This window comes from Bartonella sp. W8151 (genome assembly GCF_016100385.1).
Classification (GTDB): domain Bacteria; phylum Pseudomonadota; class Alphaproteobacteria; order Rhizobiales; family Rhizobiaceae; genus Bartonella; species Bartonella apis.
This window is the reverse complement of sequence record NZ_JACFSO010000002.1, coordinates 255803-275243: the sequence shown is the minus strand read 5'-3', so window position 1 is coordinate 275243 and position 19441 is coordinate 255803. Positions and strand designations below refer to the sequence as shown.

At 43.5% G+C, this 19441-nt stretch carries 15 protein-coding genes; 6 read left to right on the top strand and 9 right to left on the bottom strand.

All coding sequences use genetic code 11. From position 1 onward, the window contains the following. Positions 1 to 785 precede the first annotated feature (785 nt). Complete coding sequence (locus tag H3V14_RS04125) at positions 786 to 2249, top strand: PLP-dependent aminotransferase family protein (protein ID WP_198226843.1); 1464 nt, start codon at positions 786 to 788, stop codon at positions 2247 to 2249. Positions 2250 to 2577: 328 nt separating this feature from the next. Here the strand turns inward: H3V14_RS04125 and H3V14_RS04120 are convergent, their stop codons facing one another. Beyond that, positions 2578 to 3435 (bottom strand): hypothetical protein, encoded by an 858-nt coding sequence (locus H3V14_RS04120; RefSeq protein WP_198226841.1) that lies wholly within the window; start codon positions 3433 to 3435, stop codon positions 2578 to 2580. Positions 3436 to 3979: 544 nt separating this feature from the next. On the opposite strand from H3V14_RS04120, the gene H3V14_RS04115 reads away from it, so the two are divergent. The 3 genes from H3V14_RS04115 to H3V14_RS04105 are packed head-to-tail and all read left to right on the top strand — an operon-like array spanning position 3980 to position 7046. Next, the gene (locus tag H3V14_RS04115; protein ID WP_198226839.1) at positions 3980 to 4891 is read left to right on the top strand and encodes an aldo/keto reductase; all 912 of its coding nucleotides are present in this window, start codon (positions 3980 to 3982) and stop codon (positions 4889 to 4891) included. Positions 4892 to 4944: 53 nt separating this feature from the next. Beyond that, positions 4945 to 5754, top strand: coding sequence for an NADPH-dependent F420 reductase (locus H3V14_RS04110; RefSeq protein WP_198226837.1), 810 nt, complete (start codon positions 4945 to 4947; stop codon positions 5752 to 5754). Then, positions 5754 to 7046 (top strand): NTP/NDP exchange transporter, encoded by a 1293-nt coding sequence (locus H3V14_RS04105; RefSeq protein ID WP_198226835.1) that lies wholly within the window; start codon positions 5754 to 5756, stop codon positions 7044 to 7046. Before H3V14_RS04110 ends, H3V14_RS04105 begins: the two co-directional genes overlap by 1 nt. 204 nt (positions 7047 to 7250) lie before the next feature. Here H3V14_RS04105 and H3V14_RS04100 read toward each other — a convergent pair whose 3' ends face one another. From H3V14_RS04100 to puuE, 8 genes are all read right to left on the bottom strand, one after another. Next, the gene (locus H3V14_RS04100; protein WP_198226833.1) at positions 7251 to 8516 is read right to left on the bottom strand and encodes an LlaJI family restriction endonuclease; all 1266 of its coding nucleotides are present in this window, start codon (positions 8514 to 8516) and stop codon (positions 7251 to 7253) included. Continuing rightward, positions 8513 to 10348 carry an McrB family protein gene (locus H3V14_RS04095; RefSeq protein WP_198226831.1) on the bottom strand — a complete coding sequence of 612 codons (1836 nt, stop codon included), beginning with the start codon at positions 10346 to 10348 and terminating at the stop codon, positions 8513 to 8515. The genes H3V14_RS04100 and H3V14_RS04095 overlap by 4 nt, the downstream gene beginning before the upstream one ends. A 38-nt stretch (positions 10349 to 10386) precedes the next feature. Then, positions 10387 to 10842 carry a very short patch repair endonuclease gene (locus H3V14_RS04090; RefSeq protein ID WP_198226829.1) on the bottom strand — a complete coding sequence of 152 codons (456 nt, stop codon included), beginning with the start codon at positions 10840 to 10842 and terminating at the stop codon, positions 10387 to 10389. Then, positions 10835 to 12121: a DNA (cytosine-5-)-methyltransferase gene (dcm, locus tag H3V14_RS04085; protein WP_198226827.1), complete on the bottom strand. Its 1287-nt coding sequence runs from the start codon at positions 12119 to 12121 to the stop codon at positions 10835 to 10837. The genes H3V14_RS04090 and dcm overlap by 8 nt, the downstream gene beginning before the upstream one ends. A 584-nt stretch (positions 12122 to 12705) precedes the next feature. Then, positions 12706 to 13152, bottom strand: coding sequence for a hydroxyisourate hydrolase (gene uraH, locus H3V14_RS04080; protein WP_198226825.1), 447 nt, complete (start codon positions 13150 to 13152; stop codon positions 12706 to 12708). Between the two features lie 3 nt (positions 13153 to 13155). Beyond that, positions 13156 to 13683 (bottom strand): 2-oxo-4-hydroxy-4-carboxy-5-ureidoimidazoline decarboxylase, encoded by a 528-nt coding sequence (gene uraD / locus H3V14_RS04075; protein ID WP_198226823.1) that lies wholly within the window; start codon positions 13681 to 13683, stop codon positions 13156 to 13158. Between the two features lie 98 nt (positions 13684 to 13781). Continuing rightward, positions 13782 to 14384: an ureidoglycolate lyase gene (locus H3V14_RS04070; protein ID WP_198226821.1), complete on the bottom strand. Its 603-nt coding sequence runs from the start codon at positions 14382 to 14384 to the stop codon at positions 13782 to 13784. A 39-nt stretch (positions 14385 to 14423) separates the two neighbouring features. Further along, entirely contained in the window at positions 14424 to 15344 is a 921-nt protein-coding gene (gene puuE, locus H3V14_RS04065) for an allantoinase PuuE (RefSeq protein ID WP_198226819.1), read from the bottom strand. Between the two features lie 614 nt (positions 15345 to 15958). Between puuE and H3V14_RS04060 the strand changes: the two genes are divergently transcribed. Both H3V14_RS04060 and H3V14_RS04055 read left to right on the top strand, forming a co-directional pair. Further along, a complete protein-coding gene (locus tag H3V14_RS04060) occupies positions 15959 to 17401 on the top strand; it encodes an FAD-dependent oxidoreductase (RefSeq protein ID WP_198226817.1) in 1443 nt (480 codons plus the stop codon). A 715-nt stretch (positions 17402 to 18116) separates the two neighbouring features. Beyond that, positions 18117 to 19424 (top strand): ABC transporter substrate-binding protein, encoded by a 1308-nt coding sequence (locus H3V14_RS04055; protein ID WP_246784999.1) that lies wholly within the window; start codon positions 18117 to 18119, stop codon positions 19422 to 19424. The last annotated feature ends 17 nt before the right edge of the window (positions 19425 to 19441 follow it).

Genomic DNA, 19441 nt, shown 5'->3' with positions numbered 1-19441 from the left:
AAAGGCGCTTACTGCGATAGGGACATATTCCGATAATTTGATAATGACATGTGCATTTCGTTTTCAAATACAAAGAATGCATTTCTATGGGGCGTTCATCAAAACAAACGTAAAATGTGTTTCTTATGGTTTCTAGTTTGGAGCGCTGTCATGGAAATTGTAAATCCACATGCCGCCGATCAGGATATTTATCAACACTTGGCATCGCAAAATAACATAGAGAGAAGTGGCTCCGGCTGGTTGAACAATTTGGTATGTTTTTAGCAGTATTCGTGACGCGTTTATGCAGCATTATTATCTGTGGTCGTATCAACGTAAAACTTGTTCAGGGATTGTGGTTAAGGATTGAAGGTGGGCATCGGCTTTTATAAAAATTCAACCATCGGATAAAACCGGCATGACCTAAAGCCACGGCTTTGCCCGCATGAAGATGAACCTCCTTATATTTGACAAAACACTAAAGAATTGACGGATCGTCAAAGTCACTCGAAAAAGATATTGTTCCGCTGTTTTTTCCATCCTATCAAATAGTGACAACGGCCTCTAAAAGAATGCCTATTCCTCCAAGCGATGCCGATAAACAGGATTGTGATGAGCCGTGGGTCTCCTTGTCATGATTATCTTTTATTCAAGGCATAAAAACCAAAGTCACGCAGAAAATTCACTCTCATGAATGCCTCAAGTTTTTTCGCTCTTCTGTCGTCGGTCTGACTATCCTATGTCAATAACTATTGATTTCTTTCATCAATTGTTATGAATGATGATTTCTGACGGTTAGGAAACGAATGTCAAACGAGCTTATAAACATAGACGCGATCGGCACAAGCTATTCGCCTAAATCGTCTCGTACAGGAATTGGTGATAGCCTCTACCAACAGATCATTGCATTAATCGACAGTGGTACTTTTCAAATAGGAAAGCGCGTTCCCTCGATCCGGGCTCTTTCGCTTGAAATGGGAGTTGGTAAAAATACCGTAGAAAGCGTATATAGCCGCCTCATCGGAGATGGTTATCTCGTTTCCAGAGGGCCTTCCGGCACATATGTTGCAAGCCATTCCCTCGCCCATGCAAGCGTACGAACGAAGACCGCGACCAATTCTTTTAAACATCGGTCCATTTATGCCGAAGGAACGACGTTTAAAAAGCTCCAGATCGGTTTACCGGCCATTGATTTATTTCCCGCAAAATATTGGAGTGGCCTTTCAAAGCGCAAGATTGCTGAAACGCATAATGCGTTGTTTTATCCTCATTCAACGGGGCTTAAAAAGTTAAAAGAAAGCATCACCCGTTACGTTGGGCTGTCCCGTGGAATCGTTTGCGAACCCGATCAGATCTTCATCAGCAGCGGCTTTCGCGGTGCCTTAAATTTGCTCATGCAAGCGCTTGGTGAACCGGAAGACACAGTATTTTTAGAAGACCCGTGTTTTCCGCCTGCTTTGGATATTGTCAAAAGCTCAAGTGCACATATTGTTGCTGTTCCTGTCGATCATAACGGGATGCAAATTTCTGATGCTTTAAAAAACCATCCCTACGTTAAATTTATTATCGTCACAGCCAATCATCAAAGCCCTCTGGGCTACGTCCTTGGAGATGATAATCGAAATACATTATTAGATTGGTCGGAGAAAAACGGTACATTTATCATAGAAGACGATTACGATAGCGAATTCAGATATGATAATAAACCGCTGCCGACTCTCGCTAGTCTCAATAATCATAGAAACGCCAATATGATCTATATTGGTAGTTTCAGTAAATTAATTAATCCCGACTTACGATTAGGCTATTTTATTGTTCCAAAGTATATGGTTCCGAAAATAACCGATTTTTATCAAAGATTGATAGATGGATTTCCAATATTAAACCAATCTGTATTATCCGAATTTATGGATTCCGGTAATTTTGCCAAACATTTGAACAAAATGAGGATGAATTATAAAAAAAGAAAAATATTTTTGCAAAATGCCTTGAATAGATATGTTTCAGATATATTCCATGTAAAAAATTTCAATCACGGACTTAATACATTATTGCTATTAAAGAATTGCATTAAATGTAATGATCTGGAATTAATGACAATTGCACAAAAAGAAAATTTTGGAATTGGATGCATTTCAAACCGGCAAATAGAAAGAAGAGATTTGGGAGGGTTAATATTATCCTTTTCAAATTTAAAAAACCAAGAAGAGGCATATAAAATTATCTCGGATTTTAATCAGGTCATCAGACCATATGTTTCTTCAAAATAAATATTTTTATATTTAAAATTAAAAAAAACATCAAATTCACGCTTTATTTCCATAGCATCCCCCTCTTTGAAATGGCTTTGGAAAGTGAATTATGTATCATTTATGACATGAATTTACACTTATAGTTTTATATTCTTCATCTGGTTCGAGATTGCAAGAGAAAATTGTGCCCTGTTGGATGATTGTGAGGGTTATGAAAGAAATGGAGAACCAATGGTAGCCCTTGGCAGCTACCCAACGACGGCTACTGTTGATCCGTCAGTGTATTGCTGATTAAAAATCTAAGCACAAACTCGTCTGTAGCTGGATTGGATTAATCATTTTTAATTTATTGGCTGTAACTCCTATACCACTCCTCGAAGCTGCCATGACTACCGTAATTATATAGAACCTTGTCAAACTCATCAGATAAAATATAGAATTTATGAATTGATCTCAGACTATTTATGATAGTTGCTTTATCAATAGTCGTCGGTATATCGCTTTTCATATTCCTTGCAAAATCCAAGGCAGAAGCTACTGTAGCATATATTAAGGACCATTCGATTACACGATAACACATCATTTGATAATTATATTTCATTACTGATTTTTTGCATTCACTTGTTTTACTCTCTACGCAACCATTTCTAGATAATTTAACCCACAATTTTTCATCAACGTGTTGTTCTCGCGCCATAACAACCTGAAAACTCTGTATAATGTCAGTTAAACGCTTTGAAACAGTACCACTGCTTAACTCGATCGCTTTAGCTATTATCTCAACATTCGATTCAGGAATATCCGAAAAGTCCAACTGTTTTCCATTTTTTATGACGGGAGGCTTAGTTTCACAGATGAAGTGTAGATTAATGTTGCGCTTTGCAATATCCATCAGTTCAACCAAACATCTTAATAGGCATGGTTTTACTGCCCTTAAAGCATTATCCCGTGCTTCCTCTGCTAGCGTAGCCTCTCGGTCAACCTGTTCTTTAGCCAATTTTTCATTTGAGCGTATTTGCTTCATAACGGATCGCCAAGCCACCACAGCAGCAACCAACGTCATTAACCCGCCTATAATGTTACCGGCAAAGCCATTCATCCAATCGTCTGGAAGCAATCGCAAAATCCATGCCAATGGTATAAGTAATATTATTCCAACGGCACAACCAATGAGTAAGTATATTGACTTCTCGAATTCCCGCATTTAAAGGCACACACCTTATTTCAAGAATATTTTCATAGCCTCTTTACTTAATAAGATTCCAAAGTTTTAATAAAGACTGTGCATGGTTTTTTAAAAAGTTTCCACTCTTTAACTGTGGGCTCCTGAACCTGAAAAATAAAACCACCTGTCAACGGGTTTTTCTAGTTTTTCAGTTTCAATAAAGAGGTTGACCAAAACAAACCGGATAATGACCACCGCAAGCAAGAATGTAAATAAACGCTGCTCCGTTATGCGTTTCTTTTACGATTTTTATGAAGCTAAATATGTCGCCTGTTATCCCGACAACGTTGGTGCCCTTTAAACTGCCTGCCTTCGTGAGTAAAAAGGTAAGCATTGGCGAACAGTGTTTTATCAACACTATTGTCGGAAGCGAGGTAATCGCATTCAACTTCCAATCGTTAATAAATCCAACGGGCAAGTTCATTCATGACTTTCATTCATCGCTCAAATGAACAATTATGCCTTTTTCGTTTTTGAAAGCTCGATTATACTTGCACTCAACAAAAACAGGAAAGGCGCTAGAATGGACATAACACGTCGACAATTTGCTATCGCCTGTGGTGCAACTTTAATGGTTAGCCCGACAATTTCGGCAAATACACAAGCCACAGCAATAAAAAACCCTCCAATCCGTCTTAAAACCGGCCGGATGATCCCGACGCTTGGCATGGGAACATGGACACTTGCAGCAGGCCAAAGACCTCTTAAACAAGAAGAGGAAGCGCTTGCAACCGGTCTTGATCTTGGCTTGAACCTCATTGACACTGCCGAACTTTATAGCTCCGGTAAAGCTGAAGAAATGGTTGGCCGTGTTATAAAAAAGGCCAAAACAAAACCTTACGTGGTTTCAAAAGTCATGCCTTCGCACGCAACAAAAGCCGAAGACATTCGCAATGCCTGCAAAAACAGCCTTCAACGCTTGGGATTAAAGCAGATGGATCTTTATCTCTTGCATTGGCGTGGCGGAATTTCAAACCTCAAAACCGTGGTTGATACATTTGAAGAATTAAAAAGCGAAGGTGCCATTGTCGATTGGGGCGTTTCGAATTTTTCCATTAATGACATGAATGATCTTTTCAGCCTTGAGAAAGGTGACCAATGCGCAACCAATCAGGTGGAATATTCACTTGTTGACCGCACTATTGAAGGAGGCCTTCTCGATTGGTCAAAAAATAATGCTATGCCGATTATGGCCTATTCACCACTTGGTTCGGGCAAAACCCCGCTTTTGCAAAACGCGGTGTTAAAAGACATTGCGCAAAAACATCAAATGACTGCTGCGGCCATCGCAATCGGCTGGACAATCAGAAACAATTTTACCATTTCCATTCCCCAATCAGGTTCGCCTGCACATTGCCGTGAAAACAGTGCCGCACTTTCTCTTCATCTTGATGAAGACGATCTTGCCCGACTTGATAAGGCTTTCCCGATTTGAGCAAGAAAGTTTTCCCGTTCTGGACGAGAAGATTCGAGGCAGGAAGGTTCAACATGTCTCTTGATCGTCGTTTTATATTGAAATCGGCTTTGGCTCTGTCTCTTGCCGAAATTTTTTCGCTTTCAAAAGTTTTTTCACAAAATACTGAAAATTCGGCGGGGAAGACTTCAAATTCATCCAAAGCGGAAACAGTCAACGATAGCGCCGCAACAAAAACGGAAGCTGATGTCAAAAATCTTAAAATCGGGGTTATTGGCGCCGGCTCACTTGGCGGAACCGTTGCAACCCTCCTTGTGAAATCCGGCCATTCGGTGATGTTTTCTTCGCGCCATCCGGATGAGTTGCGGCGCTTGACAAACCCGCTTGGAGACAAAGCTTCAGTCGGCACACCGCGCCAGGCGGCACAATTTGGTGATGTTATCCTTGTTGCAGTGCCGTTTTCAGCCTGGCCTCAAATCGGCAAAGATTTTGCCGCCGAAATGAAGGGGAAAATTGTTATTGACGCGACAAACCCGCCTTTGTGGGGAGGAACTTTAGAGCCTCTTTCAATTGAAGCAAAGAAAAACGGCGTTGCCGAAACAGTAAAAAAATATGTGCCGGATGTGCGCCTTGTCCGTGCGTTTTCGGCGGTTGACGCCACAGTCATTGAAGATTGTTTCAATAAAAGGATAGAAGCTGTTGGTATGCCGATCGCTAGTGACGATGAAAAAGCGTTGCAAGTTGTGGCAGAGCTTGTGCGCGAAACCGGTTGCGAACCTGTCATGACCGGAAAACTTGAAACAGCGCATATTTTTGCCCCCGGCGAGCCGGGGTTTCGTGCCCACCTTCCGGCAGATAAATTGCGAAAACGCCTTGGCCTATAATGATAAACAAGCTGCAACATATATTTGAACGTCTGTTCGCGCTAAAAGCGCATGAAACGGTTGCCTTTTTGGGCGGCTTTTTCACGCTTTTTCTCGTCTTTTGCAGCTATTTCATGTTGCGGCCGGTGCGGGAAACATTCGGCATTGCCGGTGGTGTTGATCACCTCTCATGGCTTTTTACCGCCACTTTTTGCGCCATGTTTCTCGTTGTGCCCATTTTCGGCTTTATCAGCCAGAAAATTAAAAAGACCAATCTCTTTATCTATTCGACGCTTCTTTGTAGCCTTGTGATGCTCGGCTTTACGATAAGCCTTTATTATAATAGCGGCAATGTTTGGGTGGGGCGCGCATTCTTTGTCTGGGTGTCGGTTTATAACCTGTTTGTTATTTCGCTGACATGGAGCTTTTTGGCCGAGGTTTTTACCAAAGAACAGGCACAGCGCCTGTTTGGTCCCCTATCGGCAGGCGCAAGCCTTGGCGGCATAACCGGCCCGCTGATAAGCGCATTTCTGGTTGAAAAAGTGGGCTATGCGGGGCTTCTTTTAATTTCGACAGCGCTGTTTTTATCAACACTTTTTCTCTGGCTTTTTCTCGTGCACTGGCGAAACGATTTTGGCCGCGGCAAAGACATGAAACAAAACCTGCACACGGGAACCGAAACGGAAAAAGAAAATAGTGAAACCTATTCCGGCATATGGATTGGCTTGAAACTTATCGTAAAATCGCCTTATCTCCGCCAAATTGCCGTTTATGCCATTTTCACCTCGGCCGGAACCACTTTTCTTTATTACGCGCAGGCGCGCCTTGTTCAGGCGACCTTTACCAATCCTGCTGAACAGACACAGTTTTTTTCCATTATGGATACGGTTGTGCAAACCTCATCCATTCTTATCCAGATGTTCGTCACCGCTCGCATTGCAAAAAAATTCGGCGTGACATTCTTGCTTGTAAGCTTGCCTCTCATGATGGTGATCCTGTTCGGACTGCTTGGCATATTCTATTGTTTTCCGATTTTGGCAATCGCGATGATATTGCGGCGTGTGGGAGAATATGCACTTGCCCGCCCTGCCCGTGAAATGCTCTTTTCGGCAGTTGATGAAAATTCGCGTTTCAGTGCAAAAAACGCTATTGATACTTTTGTCTATCGCGGGTCGGATGCATTCTGGGGCTGGGTTGATACGCTTATGAACAACGTTGTCTACCCGCCGGTGATTATGCTGCTTGCACTTGTTTTATCCTGCCTCTGGGCAATTTCAGGAAAGAAAATCGGCAAGCGTTACGATGAACTTTAAAACTAAGAGCGCTAAAAAATACCATATTTGAAAAACCGGAATTTGTATTTTCCTCTCCCGCATCAGGAAGCTTCGGAAAGTTTTTATCCGCGTCCTGTGTTTAACAAATTCCGGGACAAACAAACAATTAGCGAAACAATTCCCGGAAATCGCTTTGAAACCGGATATTCATGTAACCGGGATTATTCCGTGCGCGGAGAATTATCATTTGCAGCCTGCCTCAGGAATCCAGTCGAACCTCGATCTCGAAACATATTTTTGCATGACCTCATACATGTCCACGTAGAGGCACTCCACTTTTTCAAGCCAATCGGGAATTCTGGTATCATCATAAGCGAAAGATGCATATTCCAATGGTCCATTACCGTCTTTCGACGGAAAGACAAAATAGTTCGCAACTGTCTTTTCCGGTTGAAGCTCTTGAACCGATCTAGCGTAATATGACTGCTTCAAAAGATCGGAAATTCCCGGTGCCGTATCTGCCGACGAAGCTTTGTAATATTTCGCATCGGCAACGATAATATGGGCGTCTTTCACAACGACTATATCCATTCGTCCCCGATTTTTTTCATACTTTTCTCTCTTGCCATTTATTCTATAAAACGGCACAGGCAGTCGTGAATTCCATTCTCCCGACCGATCCCTGACAAGACTCTTGAGCATCTGCTCCCAAAGAGTAGAGAAGTCGGATATGCCACATATAAAATTGCCGGTGTCGGTTGGTGTCTGTGTACTCCAATAAGCTTCGAGTAATTTCGCCAACCTTATCGAGCTGTCGTCATAAAGATAATACATGAAATTACTTATGGATAATGGATATTGTTTCCGGTCTTCAACCAGCAACGGAATGTTTTTCAATTGCTCTGTCCGGTCTTTTGTCAGACCTGTCCACCAGCCATGTTTTTCCGCAATATCACATATGGTGTCCGCCTGGATACTGGCCAGAATATTTGACGTAGAATCAGAAAATGCGTTGGTCTCGATAACAGCATAAACCGGTACATTTTCGGGAGAAAAAAAAGGTATCTGCCTTGCAATTGTTCTACGCCAGTCCGGTTTGCCAAACTGTTTGCGCCGTTTTCTCACCCGCCTCGAATAGAGACCGTTATGGAGAAAGTCCTCGGCAAGTTCCCTGACAATTGCAATAAACATAGCTCCGTCACGATCTTTATCGGAAAGCGTGTATCCGCTGCGCGCCGGATTATCGGTTCCATAACGTGCAATAGATAACATAAGCAGCTGCCCTGCGGTGTAATTCTGCCCGTCTATGTTTGATTTTGGCAGATCAATTCCGTACGGGAGGAATACAACAGGAGAAATTCCGGCTTCGCACACGACGCCGCAAAACCTCGTTGTTTTTCCATTTTTGACAGCTTCCGGATAATTCTTGCACAATATGTCGAATATACCGCGCTGTTCTGTCTTCAACTTCGATATCGGATATCCATCATACAAAAATATCGGTGTCATTGGTCGTCGCCATCGTGACTTCCGAACAGTTCCAGAAAAGATTCCGAAAAAATCACTTTCTTGTCTTTTTGTCTCGACGATAAATCCCCGAATGTTCTGACGGAGCTGTCAAACAATTCCTGTCTACCGTTGTGTCGTAACAGGTCGTCCCAAATATAAACAAGCAGCTTTTCCGGCAGCAAATTTTCACTGTTAGCAAAATCGCGTTTGGATAAAAAATAGGTACCTATAAGCCGATCTTCCGATATGCCGGCGACGTTGTTGACAAGAAAATTATTGAGTTTCTGAACGAAATCTTTCCATTCTACTTTCACCGGTCCGGAAGGAGTGTCTTTCACAAACAGTTCAATGGCTCCCCCGGGAGCTTTGCTATAATCGATCTGAATGTATTTATATTCCCACCGACGACGAAAAGCCGTGTCAAGCGGGAACACTCCCTGATCCGCACTATTCAGCGTTGCAAATATCGAGAGGTTCGAAGGAAGTTTCAATCGGGAAGGTAATCCCGGTACTTTACCGGCGCCCTTCTCGACTATTTCGTTTTTCCACCATGAGCAGAATTCCGGTGACGGAAAATCCGTTTCGTAAATGCTGTATCCTTTTTCATCACGGTCGAGCAGGAGAAACAATTCTCCGAATACCGAAGCAGCCGGCGCACGATTCATTTCTTCTATAACCAGATAATGCATGTGTTCGGGATCAAGCCAGGCATTTTTCAAAGCAATGGCAAAGGGCCCGGGCGCAAATTGGTAAGTGATCGCTTTGTCGTCTGTTTTCACGGGTTTCAGACACCCCACAAAATCACTATTCTGTACGTCCGGATGGAACACAGTAACAGTGCAGAACTCCGATCCGGCTTCTTTTGCGCGTTCCCGGACCGCATAGGATTTTCCGGTTCCAGGTGCACCATAAAAAATCAGGTTCTCGCCACCCGTCTTACGCTCGATAACAGATTTTCCACCGGATGTCTCCGGCCTCTCCTCTTCCGGACCAAAATGCAGCTTATCGTATGTGAGATTGATAGCTGCAAAAACCTCTAACAACTTGACACGTCCGGATGAAGCTGTGGCCGCAAAACCGGAAACTTTGAAGAGTATGGATTCTTTCCAATCTGATATTCTATTCAGCCCTTTAACTTTTCCTGTATCCGTATCGCTTTTTTCATCTCCCTGCGAATTTTTATTTTTTGACTTTGTGGAGGAAACATTTTGGAGCCACTTCAATTTGAATAAAAATTTGTAAAGGTTATCCAGATCTTCTTGAGATAATGATGCACTTTTGCCTACCTCCGGCTTTTCATCTGTTTTTCCTTCGAGAACTTTGTTCAACCTATTATACTGTTCAACAAATTTCTGATGATACTTATCAAGCGAATCTCCAGATCTAGCTTTAATTTTCACAGTTTTAAAAAACCCGGCAGGATCGATTTCCCAATATACAGGAAGATGTCTGAAGATATTCGGTTCAGGCCCTTCTCTTTTCAAGCCTGCTCGTCGGCTTATCTCATCCAATCCCTCATCCACTTTGACAAGAGCGTTGTGGAGGTCAATCATACACGACCATATCGGAAATTCCTGACAACTGATATATTTGGCGTGACCGACTTCCGGATTTTCGTTTTCAATTATCAGGGTATGCCCGCCAACCTGGCGAGCAGTAACTGTTTTGTTCGACTTTCTTTTTGAGTTTGCTTTTGGCTTTGTTTCCAAGCTGTTAAATGTGCTTAGTATACTATCCCACTGCAATGGCGTTACAATTACGGCCCTGTTCTTGGGAAGGACTTTCAGTTCCTTTTCGGTTTTGTCAATGAGCTTTCCGATATCTGGTATCATAACAACAATTCCACGTTCCAGTTCTAAACAGCTTTGGATCAACTACCCCGGATTGTGACAAACTTCTTTTGCCCCGACACAGCATCATACAGCAAATTTTGAAAATCTTCCTCCGGCAGGCGGCGTGCGCCTTTCAGTGCACATTCCCACACAATAACTATACGCCAGCCATTTACCAGAAGCGAATTATATTTTTCATGATCCCTTGATATATTGCCGCCAATCTTTGTTCGCCAGAAATCTGTATTGCTTTTGGGTAAACGGAAAAGCGGGCAATTATCATGACCATGCCAGAAACATCCATTGACAAAAATTGCACATCGATATTTCGGAAGCACAATATCCGGAGTACCGGGAAGATCTTTTCTGTATAGCCGATATCTGTATCCGGCAGAAAACAGCAATTTACGTACGATAATTTCCGGTTTTGTATTCTTTCCGCGTATACCGGACATCATAATACTGCGTTTTGCCGGTGAAACAATGTCAACCAACTGTCGCCTTGCGAACCTCTTTCTGGACCCTTTTTCCAATATTATTTTCTTTACCTAACAAAATTCCGGCCATTCCTTCAGCAATCGCTCTGATAACCGGTACGGAAACAGAATTTCCGAACTGCCTGTAAAGCTGGACATCCGAAACTGCATTCAGCCTGAATTCTTCCGGAAAGCCCTGTATCCTTGCACATTCACGCGGTGTAAGTTTTCTCGGATTTTTACCGATATCACTCTGGTCTATGAGAATTTCCGACCCATCCTTGTAATAACGTGCGCTGAGTGTATTGCAATAAAGACTGTTGCGACCGAACAGACTGTAGCCGAAACCGTTACCTTTTTCCTTCTGTTCTTTTCTCCGTCGTTTGTGTCCGGCCAGCAGCCGGTCGGAAATCGTATATTTCGGAGAAACGGAAGAATTGTCTTCCAGTATCTGCCCGAGCGTTTTCTTCGCACATTTTTTCAAATTGTCGAACATCCTCGTGATATCGAGCTCGCCACAAATGCTCCGGTCAAAACCTACTATATATATACGTTCTCTTTTTTGTGGCACACCGAAATCTGTGGCAGTCAGCACGCGATAGTCTACAGAATAATCGAGCTTTGTTTCGAGACTTTTCCGAAGTTCGTCAGACAATGGTATATCATCAGGTATAGTTCCGTCATAATCTCCCCTCAATATTGCAAGAATTGTTTTCAAAGTCCGGCCGTTATCGTGACTTTTCAACTGTTTGACATTTTCGAGAAGAAAAGCCTTGGGGCGGTGATAAGCTAGAATTCTCTGTATCTGGAAAAACATCGTTCCCCGGGTATCCAGAAAGCCTCGTCTCAATCCCGCACCGGAAAACGCCTGACAGGGAAAACCTGCCAGAAGCACATCGTGATGAGGTATGTCCGAAGCGGCAATTGCTGTAATGTCGCCTTCAGGCAATTCTGCAAAATTGGCGGTATAGGTTTTTTGGGCAAATTTGTCCCATTCCGATGTAAATACACACTTGCCACCGAGTTCCTGGAAGGGAAGGCGAATACCGCCTATACCTGCAAAAAGATCGATAAATGTAAATGCCCCGGTTGTCCTTCGGAATTTGAAAGGGATTTTTTCGTCAAGTTCGTCCATTTGTTTCATGTATTCATCCGACGGAATATGTTCTCCGCTCTCCCAACCTCTTACGGTTCTTTCACCTGAAGCCCCCATTGAAAGAAGAGCAGCAAACGCCCTTTGCGTAAGCCCCATCCTTTCGCGTTTTGTTCTGACATAATCGGCTTTATTTCTCATCATTTTGAAACCTGGTTTTGTCCTTTATAGCCGCGGCACATTATGCCTGCAACCGGGTATTTTACAGGATACACAATTTTGGAATGGAGTAAACAGGATTTGCTCAACACCATGTTTGATTATATGCCGTTTGGAAGAATTTCAATTGTACACGGCAAGATTGATTACAAATGTCACAATTATAGAACCCGGGCTTTTATGCGCACCGTGCTTCATACCGGATGATTGACATTCGCAGACTTTGCGACATTTAAATTACAGGGTCCGTTACCGTGACAGGAAAAACTTTGTTGCATGTCATCCGGTTTGCCGCTCCATTTGCTGTTAGTAACGAAACAGGTTCGTCGGTTTTCTTTTCCTCCGTTTCCTATGGGGTTGCGCCTAATATATCGTTATTTTTTTCTCTGAATGAGAAGTCTTTCGAAGAAGTAAAAACAACTTTCACTAAGAGGCATAAAATGTCGAATTGAAGGTAAGCACAAGACTGAAGAGTTCCTGCAAATCTTATGCCTGAAAGTGGCTCGGAAAACAATATACGCGATTCATAATATCCAGCCGGATTTTTACTCCATATCCGGCCTCATTTTTCAACTGCCACGATAGGTTGAATAGCTCCACGGGCTTACAAGAAGCGGCACATGATAATGGGCGATGTTATCGGCTATTGAAAAGCGGATGATGATTTCATCAAGAAAAGGCGGGTTATCAAGTTTTGCGCCTTGGTTTAAAAAATAGGCAGCCGTGAAAAAATGCAATTCATATTGCCCTTTTTCCATTGCCTTTTCATCAAGAAGCGGTTTTTCCGTTCGCCCGTCCTGATTACTCTTTGTTTCAACAAGCAATTTTTTGACGACGGATTGCGTTTCTTCGCCCGCGAAATGCGTTTTTTCGTCCATTTCATGAGGTTTATTTATTGTCCCGTTATTTTCGTTTTCCGGAACATTTTTCGCGCAAAGCTTGTAGAGTTGAATTTTGACGCCGGAAGCCGGTTTGCCGGATGCCGTATCAAGAATATGGGTTGTCAAACCGGTCATGTTTTATCCCTCGCTGTTGATGAGATCTTCAAGCCGCAAGCGCGCAATGCGGAAGATTTCCGTTAATGCTGTTGCTTTTTCTTCATCCCTATCATTGTTCAAGCGCTTTTTCATATTGGCGAGAATGGAATATTTGTCATGGGCTTTTCCGCCATGCCCCCGCACTGCAATGATAAAGGGAAAGGAAAATTTTGCCCGATAGGCTTCATTCAATTTCTGAAATTGATCGAATTCATCTTCACTTAAACGATCAAGCCCTGCCCCTTTTTGTTCTTTTTCCGATTGCGCCGTCAATTTTGATGAACGGGCAAGTTTACCCGCAAGATCGGGGTGAGCCAAAATCAACCTGTCTTTTAACTCTTCCGGAGCTTGTCTGACCGCTTCGACCATGGCCTCATAAAGCGCATCGAGATTTTCAAATGGCCGTTTTTTCGCAACACTCTCCCCCACCCAAGGGGAATGCTCGAAAATGCCGCTTAAACAATCAATAAAAGCGGCGGCTCTAAGAGTGTTCAATTGTTCAATTTTCACGGGGCCTATTTTCCTCTATTTGTTTGCCTGTATTTTTATGTCTTCTGATATTCCACTTATTAAAGTTCTTTAAAACGCAAGTTTGCTAAGCCTTTCCGTCATTTGCCAAAATCCGGCAACCGGCTTATTTGCCAAGCTTCGTTTTTATAAAAATATTCTTCCAGATTGTTTTCGACACCACCGCGATCAACCACATAGAAATCGCACGTCTTGAAAAGTGCAAGAAGCGGAAAATGCCAGACATTTTTATGATAATTAACGCCGACACCTGAAGGGCAATAAAAGGCTTGCGGGGTGGAAGGTTTACCCCCTTCATCCTTTGCCACAACAACGAGAAACGGATTTTCGCCCGCCGGCAAAAATGCCTGCGAGCCATAAGGGTGGCGCTCCATCATATCAATCTGAATAGGAAAGTCGATCGGGAGAGACCGGAAGACATTGATGAGGACGCGCGGCTTTTCCCCCTCCGCTTCAACCTTTGCAAGATCATGGAAACGGGTTGCGCGCCCCTGATTGATCGGGATCATAACCGGATTTTTCTTGGGAGTTGAGCCTCTATTATTTTCTTTACCCATTTGGTCGGGCGAAATCGTTTCTTCCCTCACATCGATTAAATCACCAAAAGGAGAAAATTCGGCTTTTCCGATTTTTAAAACGGCAAGCTCGTGCAATTGTTTTTTATGATTTTCCTGCTCGACCATTGTTTCCTGTTCTCCGGTTTTTCTTTATTCTGTTTCAGGCTAATTGGCCGGATGCACTTTTTGCCAATGGCGGGCAATATCTATTCGCCGCGCAATATAAACCGACTTTTTGACTGCCACATAATCGAGAAATTTTTCAAGCGCTTTTGCCCGCCCCGGATGGCCGACCAGGCGGCAATGCAAACCGATGGAAAGCATTTTCGGCGCGCCTTTTTCACCCTCTTCATAAAGAACATCGAAACTGTCTTTCAGATAATTGAAAAATTGTTCGCCACTGTTGAAACCTTGCGCGGTTGCAAAGCGCATGTCATTGACATCCAATGTATAAGGAATCATGAGAAACGGCTTATCAATGCCTTCCACCCAATAGGGAAGTTCATCGGCATAACTATCTGACGAATAGATAAAGCCGCCTTCTTCCATGGTAAGACGCAACGTGTTGATCGACGGTTTTCCCTGATAGATTCCATATGGGCGCTCACCCGTTAGTTCTTTCTGGATGCGTACGGCTTCGCGAATGTGAAAACGCTCTTCCTCTTCGTCAACATCCTTATATTCAAGCCAACGAAAGCCATGGGTGGCAATTTCCCAATCAGCCTCGACCATGGCTTTTGCAACAGCCGGATTGAGCTCCAAAGCTTTGGCTACGGCAAATACTGTAAGCTTCATATTTCTTTCGGTAAAAAGCCTGTAAAGCCGCCAGAAGCCAACACGCGCGCCATATTCATACAAGGATTCAATATTGAGGTTACGCTGCCCTTCCCAAGGAATTGCACCGACAATTTCGGATAATAAATGCTCGGAGGCTTTGTCGCCATGAAGGATATTGCTCTCTCCGCCCTCTTCATAATTGATGACAAATTGTACCGCTATTTTTGCCCCGTCCGGCCATTCGGGGTCTGGCGGGTTCGGCCCATAGCCATAAAATTCACGGGCGCGATAGTCTTTTAGTGATTGCATGGTTCTTCTTCCTTAAAGAACAAAATTGAAAACACTGTCCGGAAGTCGAATGGAATTTCCGCATCTGAACAGTTGCTGAAAATATGAAAAGCAAGAGCCATGCCACTTAACTTTCGGGGCATAATCGCGCCGATATTTCAGGAAAAGTTTTTGTGCGCTTTTACCCTTTCCGGAATTGCTCTTTATGAGGAGTTTTGGCCTTTCCGGTGTTTCACCTGATTATCGGAGCCTCTCTTAATTGCGGCGCAGCAGACCGCACCGGTTGTTTCTGTTCTTTTATTTACCCACAAGTAAAATGAATAATATTGAACAAGCGATAAACTATCAAAAAAAGAAAAATCAAAATAAAAAACAAGCCAAATAAAAACCTATTTATACGTGCTGATCAGTGGGTTATGCTTGAAATAACAGCAAATTATATTTGATTTTGCCTATTTTTTAATCTTGACAAGTTTCTGCCTTATATTTAGCCTTTCAACCACCGGCATAAAGCGTATTGCGGGTCGATCGGGTCGATCCGGACAAAAAGTGTCATTCCCGCTTTTAAACCGGCAGACAAGGTTCTTTTAAAAGCCGGAGCTTGTTCCTTGGACTGTCTTTAATGGGGAATAGACATGCTAGAAAATAGCGAAATAAATCTTGCCAAGCTTGAGCGGCAGGCAAAATACGATCTTGAATGTTTGAACTATCCTGCCCGTCAATGGGTAAAGCCGAAGACTTATCGCGGCAATCCGGTGAAGGATGTTGTGATTATTGGCGGCGGACAAAGCGGTTTGACATTGGCGCTACAATTGCGGCGGGAAAGCGTTACAAACATTGCCATTCTGGATAAAAATGAAGCCGGCTTTGAAGGGCCATGGCGCACTTACGCCCGCATGCATACATTGCGCACACCGAAATATGTGACGGGGCCCGATCTCGACATTGGCAGTTTGACTGTGCGTGCCTGGTGGGAAGCGCGTTTCGGGCATAAATCCTGGGAAGAGCTTTATAAAATCCCGACCAATCTTTGGGCAGAATATCTCGACTGGTTGAAAAAAGTCACCCATATAGAGGTCACAAACCGGACAATTGTCACCGATATCGAGCCGCTGCAAGATGATGTTTTTGCAGTTCATATCGAAAGAAACGGCAAACCCGATATGATCTACACGCGCCTTGTGGTTTTAGCGACCGGTATCGAGGGCAGCGGCCAATGGGTTGTGCCGGATATGTTCAAGGATGCTCTTGACAAGAAAGTTTATGCCCATACGGCCGAAGCAATCAATTTTGACAAGCTTGCCGGCAAGCGTGTTGCCGTTGTCGGTGGCGGCTCGTCTTCTTTCGACAATAGTGCCACAGCTTTGGAACACGGTGCAAAATCGGTAACGCATTTTGTCAGACGTTCCATTTTGCCAACAGTCAACCCTTACCGTTTTATGGAATATAGCGGGTTTTTGCGCCATTTTGCCGATCTTGATGACGACAAGAAATGGCAGTTCATGAAATATCTCTTCGATGTCAACCAGCCGCCAACACAGGATTCCTATTTACGGTGCACAAAATTCGACAACTATGAACTGAAACTTGCAAGCCCCATAAAAAGCTGCCGGATGGATGGAGAAAAGCTTGTTCTTGTCACGCCCCATGAAAGTGATGAATTCGATTTTCTGATTGTCGGCACAGGCTTGATTATCGACCTCAAAACGCGGCCGGAAATTGCCCGTTTTGCCGATAAAATCGAAACCTGGGGCGACCATTTTACCCCGCCAGCGGGTGAAGAACATGCGGTGATTGCAAGCTGTCCTTATCTTGGGAAAAACTTCCAATTTCAGGAAAAGGTGAAAGGTGAAGCGCCTTATCTCAAACGCATTTTCACTTATACTTTTGCCGGTATGCCAAGCCTTGCCGCATCGGCCGGAATTTCGGCTTTGAAATTCGGCGTGAGAAGACTTGCCTATGGGGTGAGCAGTGAACTGTTCTGCGAAGATGCCGATTATCATTACGACCTTCTGAGAGCATTTGACGAGAAGGAGCTCACAGCACCCCAACCGGTAGCCATGGGGAAAGCAGGTTAAAAGCCCTTCGGGTGAACGGATAAATTGGCTGTTGCCAAAGCTGGTTTTGCCTGAAAAGCAACTGAATTTTTCATTTTTCTTTCAATGTCATCGAGAATCGCGCCCGTTGTGGCGCGATTTTTGTTGTTTTTATGTTTGGTTTTTTAAGCCCTGAATTCACTCTTCCCCCCGTTGGAAAGTCGAAAGCAGTATTAAGAGAATTTAGAGCAACCCGTGCGAATTTTAAGAACGCTTAATAAAAGCGCAGAGGTTGCACCGGAGCCGGTCAATAGTGTTTTTTCAAGTAATTGATTTTATTTGATCTTTTTATTCTTTCATTTTCTTATTTGTAAAATTGCATAAAATTTAATCAATAAATAAAAACGCCTATTTTTTAGGTTTTTTCTCTTGTTTTCACTTGTTGTTCGTGTAAATCTTGAGGTGTCGGAAATAAAACCGGTTTTCTTTCTTAAAAGAAGAAAAGAAACATCTTCAAAGAAAGAGAATAAGGTTTTCCGGCAAATACAGGATGACACTATAGGTTAAAAAATACGCTTGGTTTCATAAGTTGAATATCTATACGCCGCCTTTCTTGTGCTGATTATCCGGCTTTTTGAAAACGGATAATACCCGACAGCACAAATGGCATAACTCAAAATTGTTCATAATGCCCGTTCGGTTTTTCGGGTTTTTCAAAAAAACCGGAATGCTTTTTTAAGCGGGAGAGGAAAAGTTCATGCAGGCCAAATGTCGAAACAATAGCGACAGTGCTTTTTATTCTCTCCCTCGCAACGGTTCTTCAAGTGACCGGACTTCTTACCTCAAAGGCAAAATGAAAATTGCAACTTCAAAAATACTGCGCTTCGAAAGGGCGGAAATAAAAAACTTTATTCGCAAGCAATTCAAACAAGCATTTTCTACTTTTAAACAAGCTTTTCCGATTGCGACTTTTTCGGCCGCCAAAGTTGCTTTTAAAAGTCTTTTTCTAAGAAGACTTCTTTCGGCCAGTTTTCTTTCATCAAGCCTTCTTTCGGCTAATCTTCTTTGTGGGAGTTTAGCACTTCTGTTATGTCCGCAAACGCTTGAGGCCAAAGAGGTTCAAAAAGCCCCTGACAAAGTGCGTTTTCAACTCGACTGGTTACCCGGTGGCGATAAAACCGCCATTTATGTTTGTGTAAATAAAGGGTTTTGCAAATCCGAAGGGCTTGATGTTGCGATTGAACCCGGGCGTGGCGGCAATGACGCCATTACCCGCATTGCTGCCGGAGTGAGCGATGTGGGGGCAGCCGACATCACTGCGCTCATGGCTGCGCGTGTAAGCGCAAATGTGAAGGTGAGCGCGGTTATGGCAATCTTCAACAAAACGCCACATGCGTTTTATGTGCTTTCCGATAGCCCCATTCACTCAATCGCCGACATAAAGGGCAAAGCCGTTGCCACCTCGCCTTTTACCGCTTCCAATCTTTTCCTGCCGCCTTTTCTGAAAACGCAGAATTTATCCATGGATGATATTGCGCTTACAAGGGTCGACTCCGGTGCTTTGGGGCCAATGTTGATAACCGGAAAGACCGATGTAATTATTGCGTGGCTCACCGACTACACGCGTTACGAAGAACAGGCGAGAATTGCGCATAAAGAAATCAGAGCCTTTCCGTGGGTGGAAAGCGGACTTGATCTTTATGGCAGTTCGCTGATTGCCTCAGACAAATTCATTTCCGAACGGCCCGAAGTTCTGACCCGCTTTATCAATGCCTATCGCCAATCAATCATATTCATGCATGAACATCCCGATGAAGCGGTCGATGCGGTGATGGAAAGTGTTCCCGAACTTGATCGCCAGAGCGTTAAAGGGTCGCTTCAGGATACATTGAAGCTCATTTACAATGACGAAACAGATCAATACGGCCTTGGCACTTTCCGTCGCGACAAACTTCAACGTACATGGCAAAAAACTGCCGAAGCTTTAAACCTCGACCCGAATGCGGTGACCGCTGAAAGTGCCGTTAAAACCGGTTTTTCCGAAAATCTGGAGGGCTTCAAATGACAACAAGCCAATTGCAA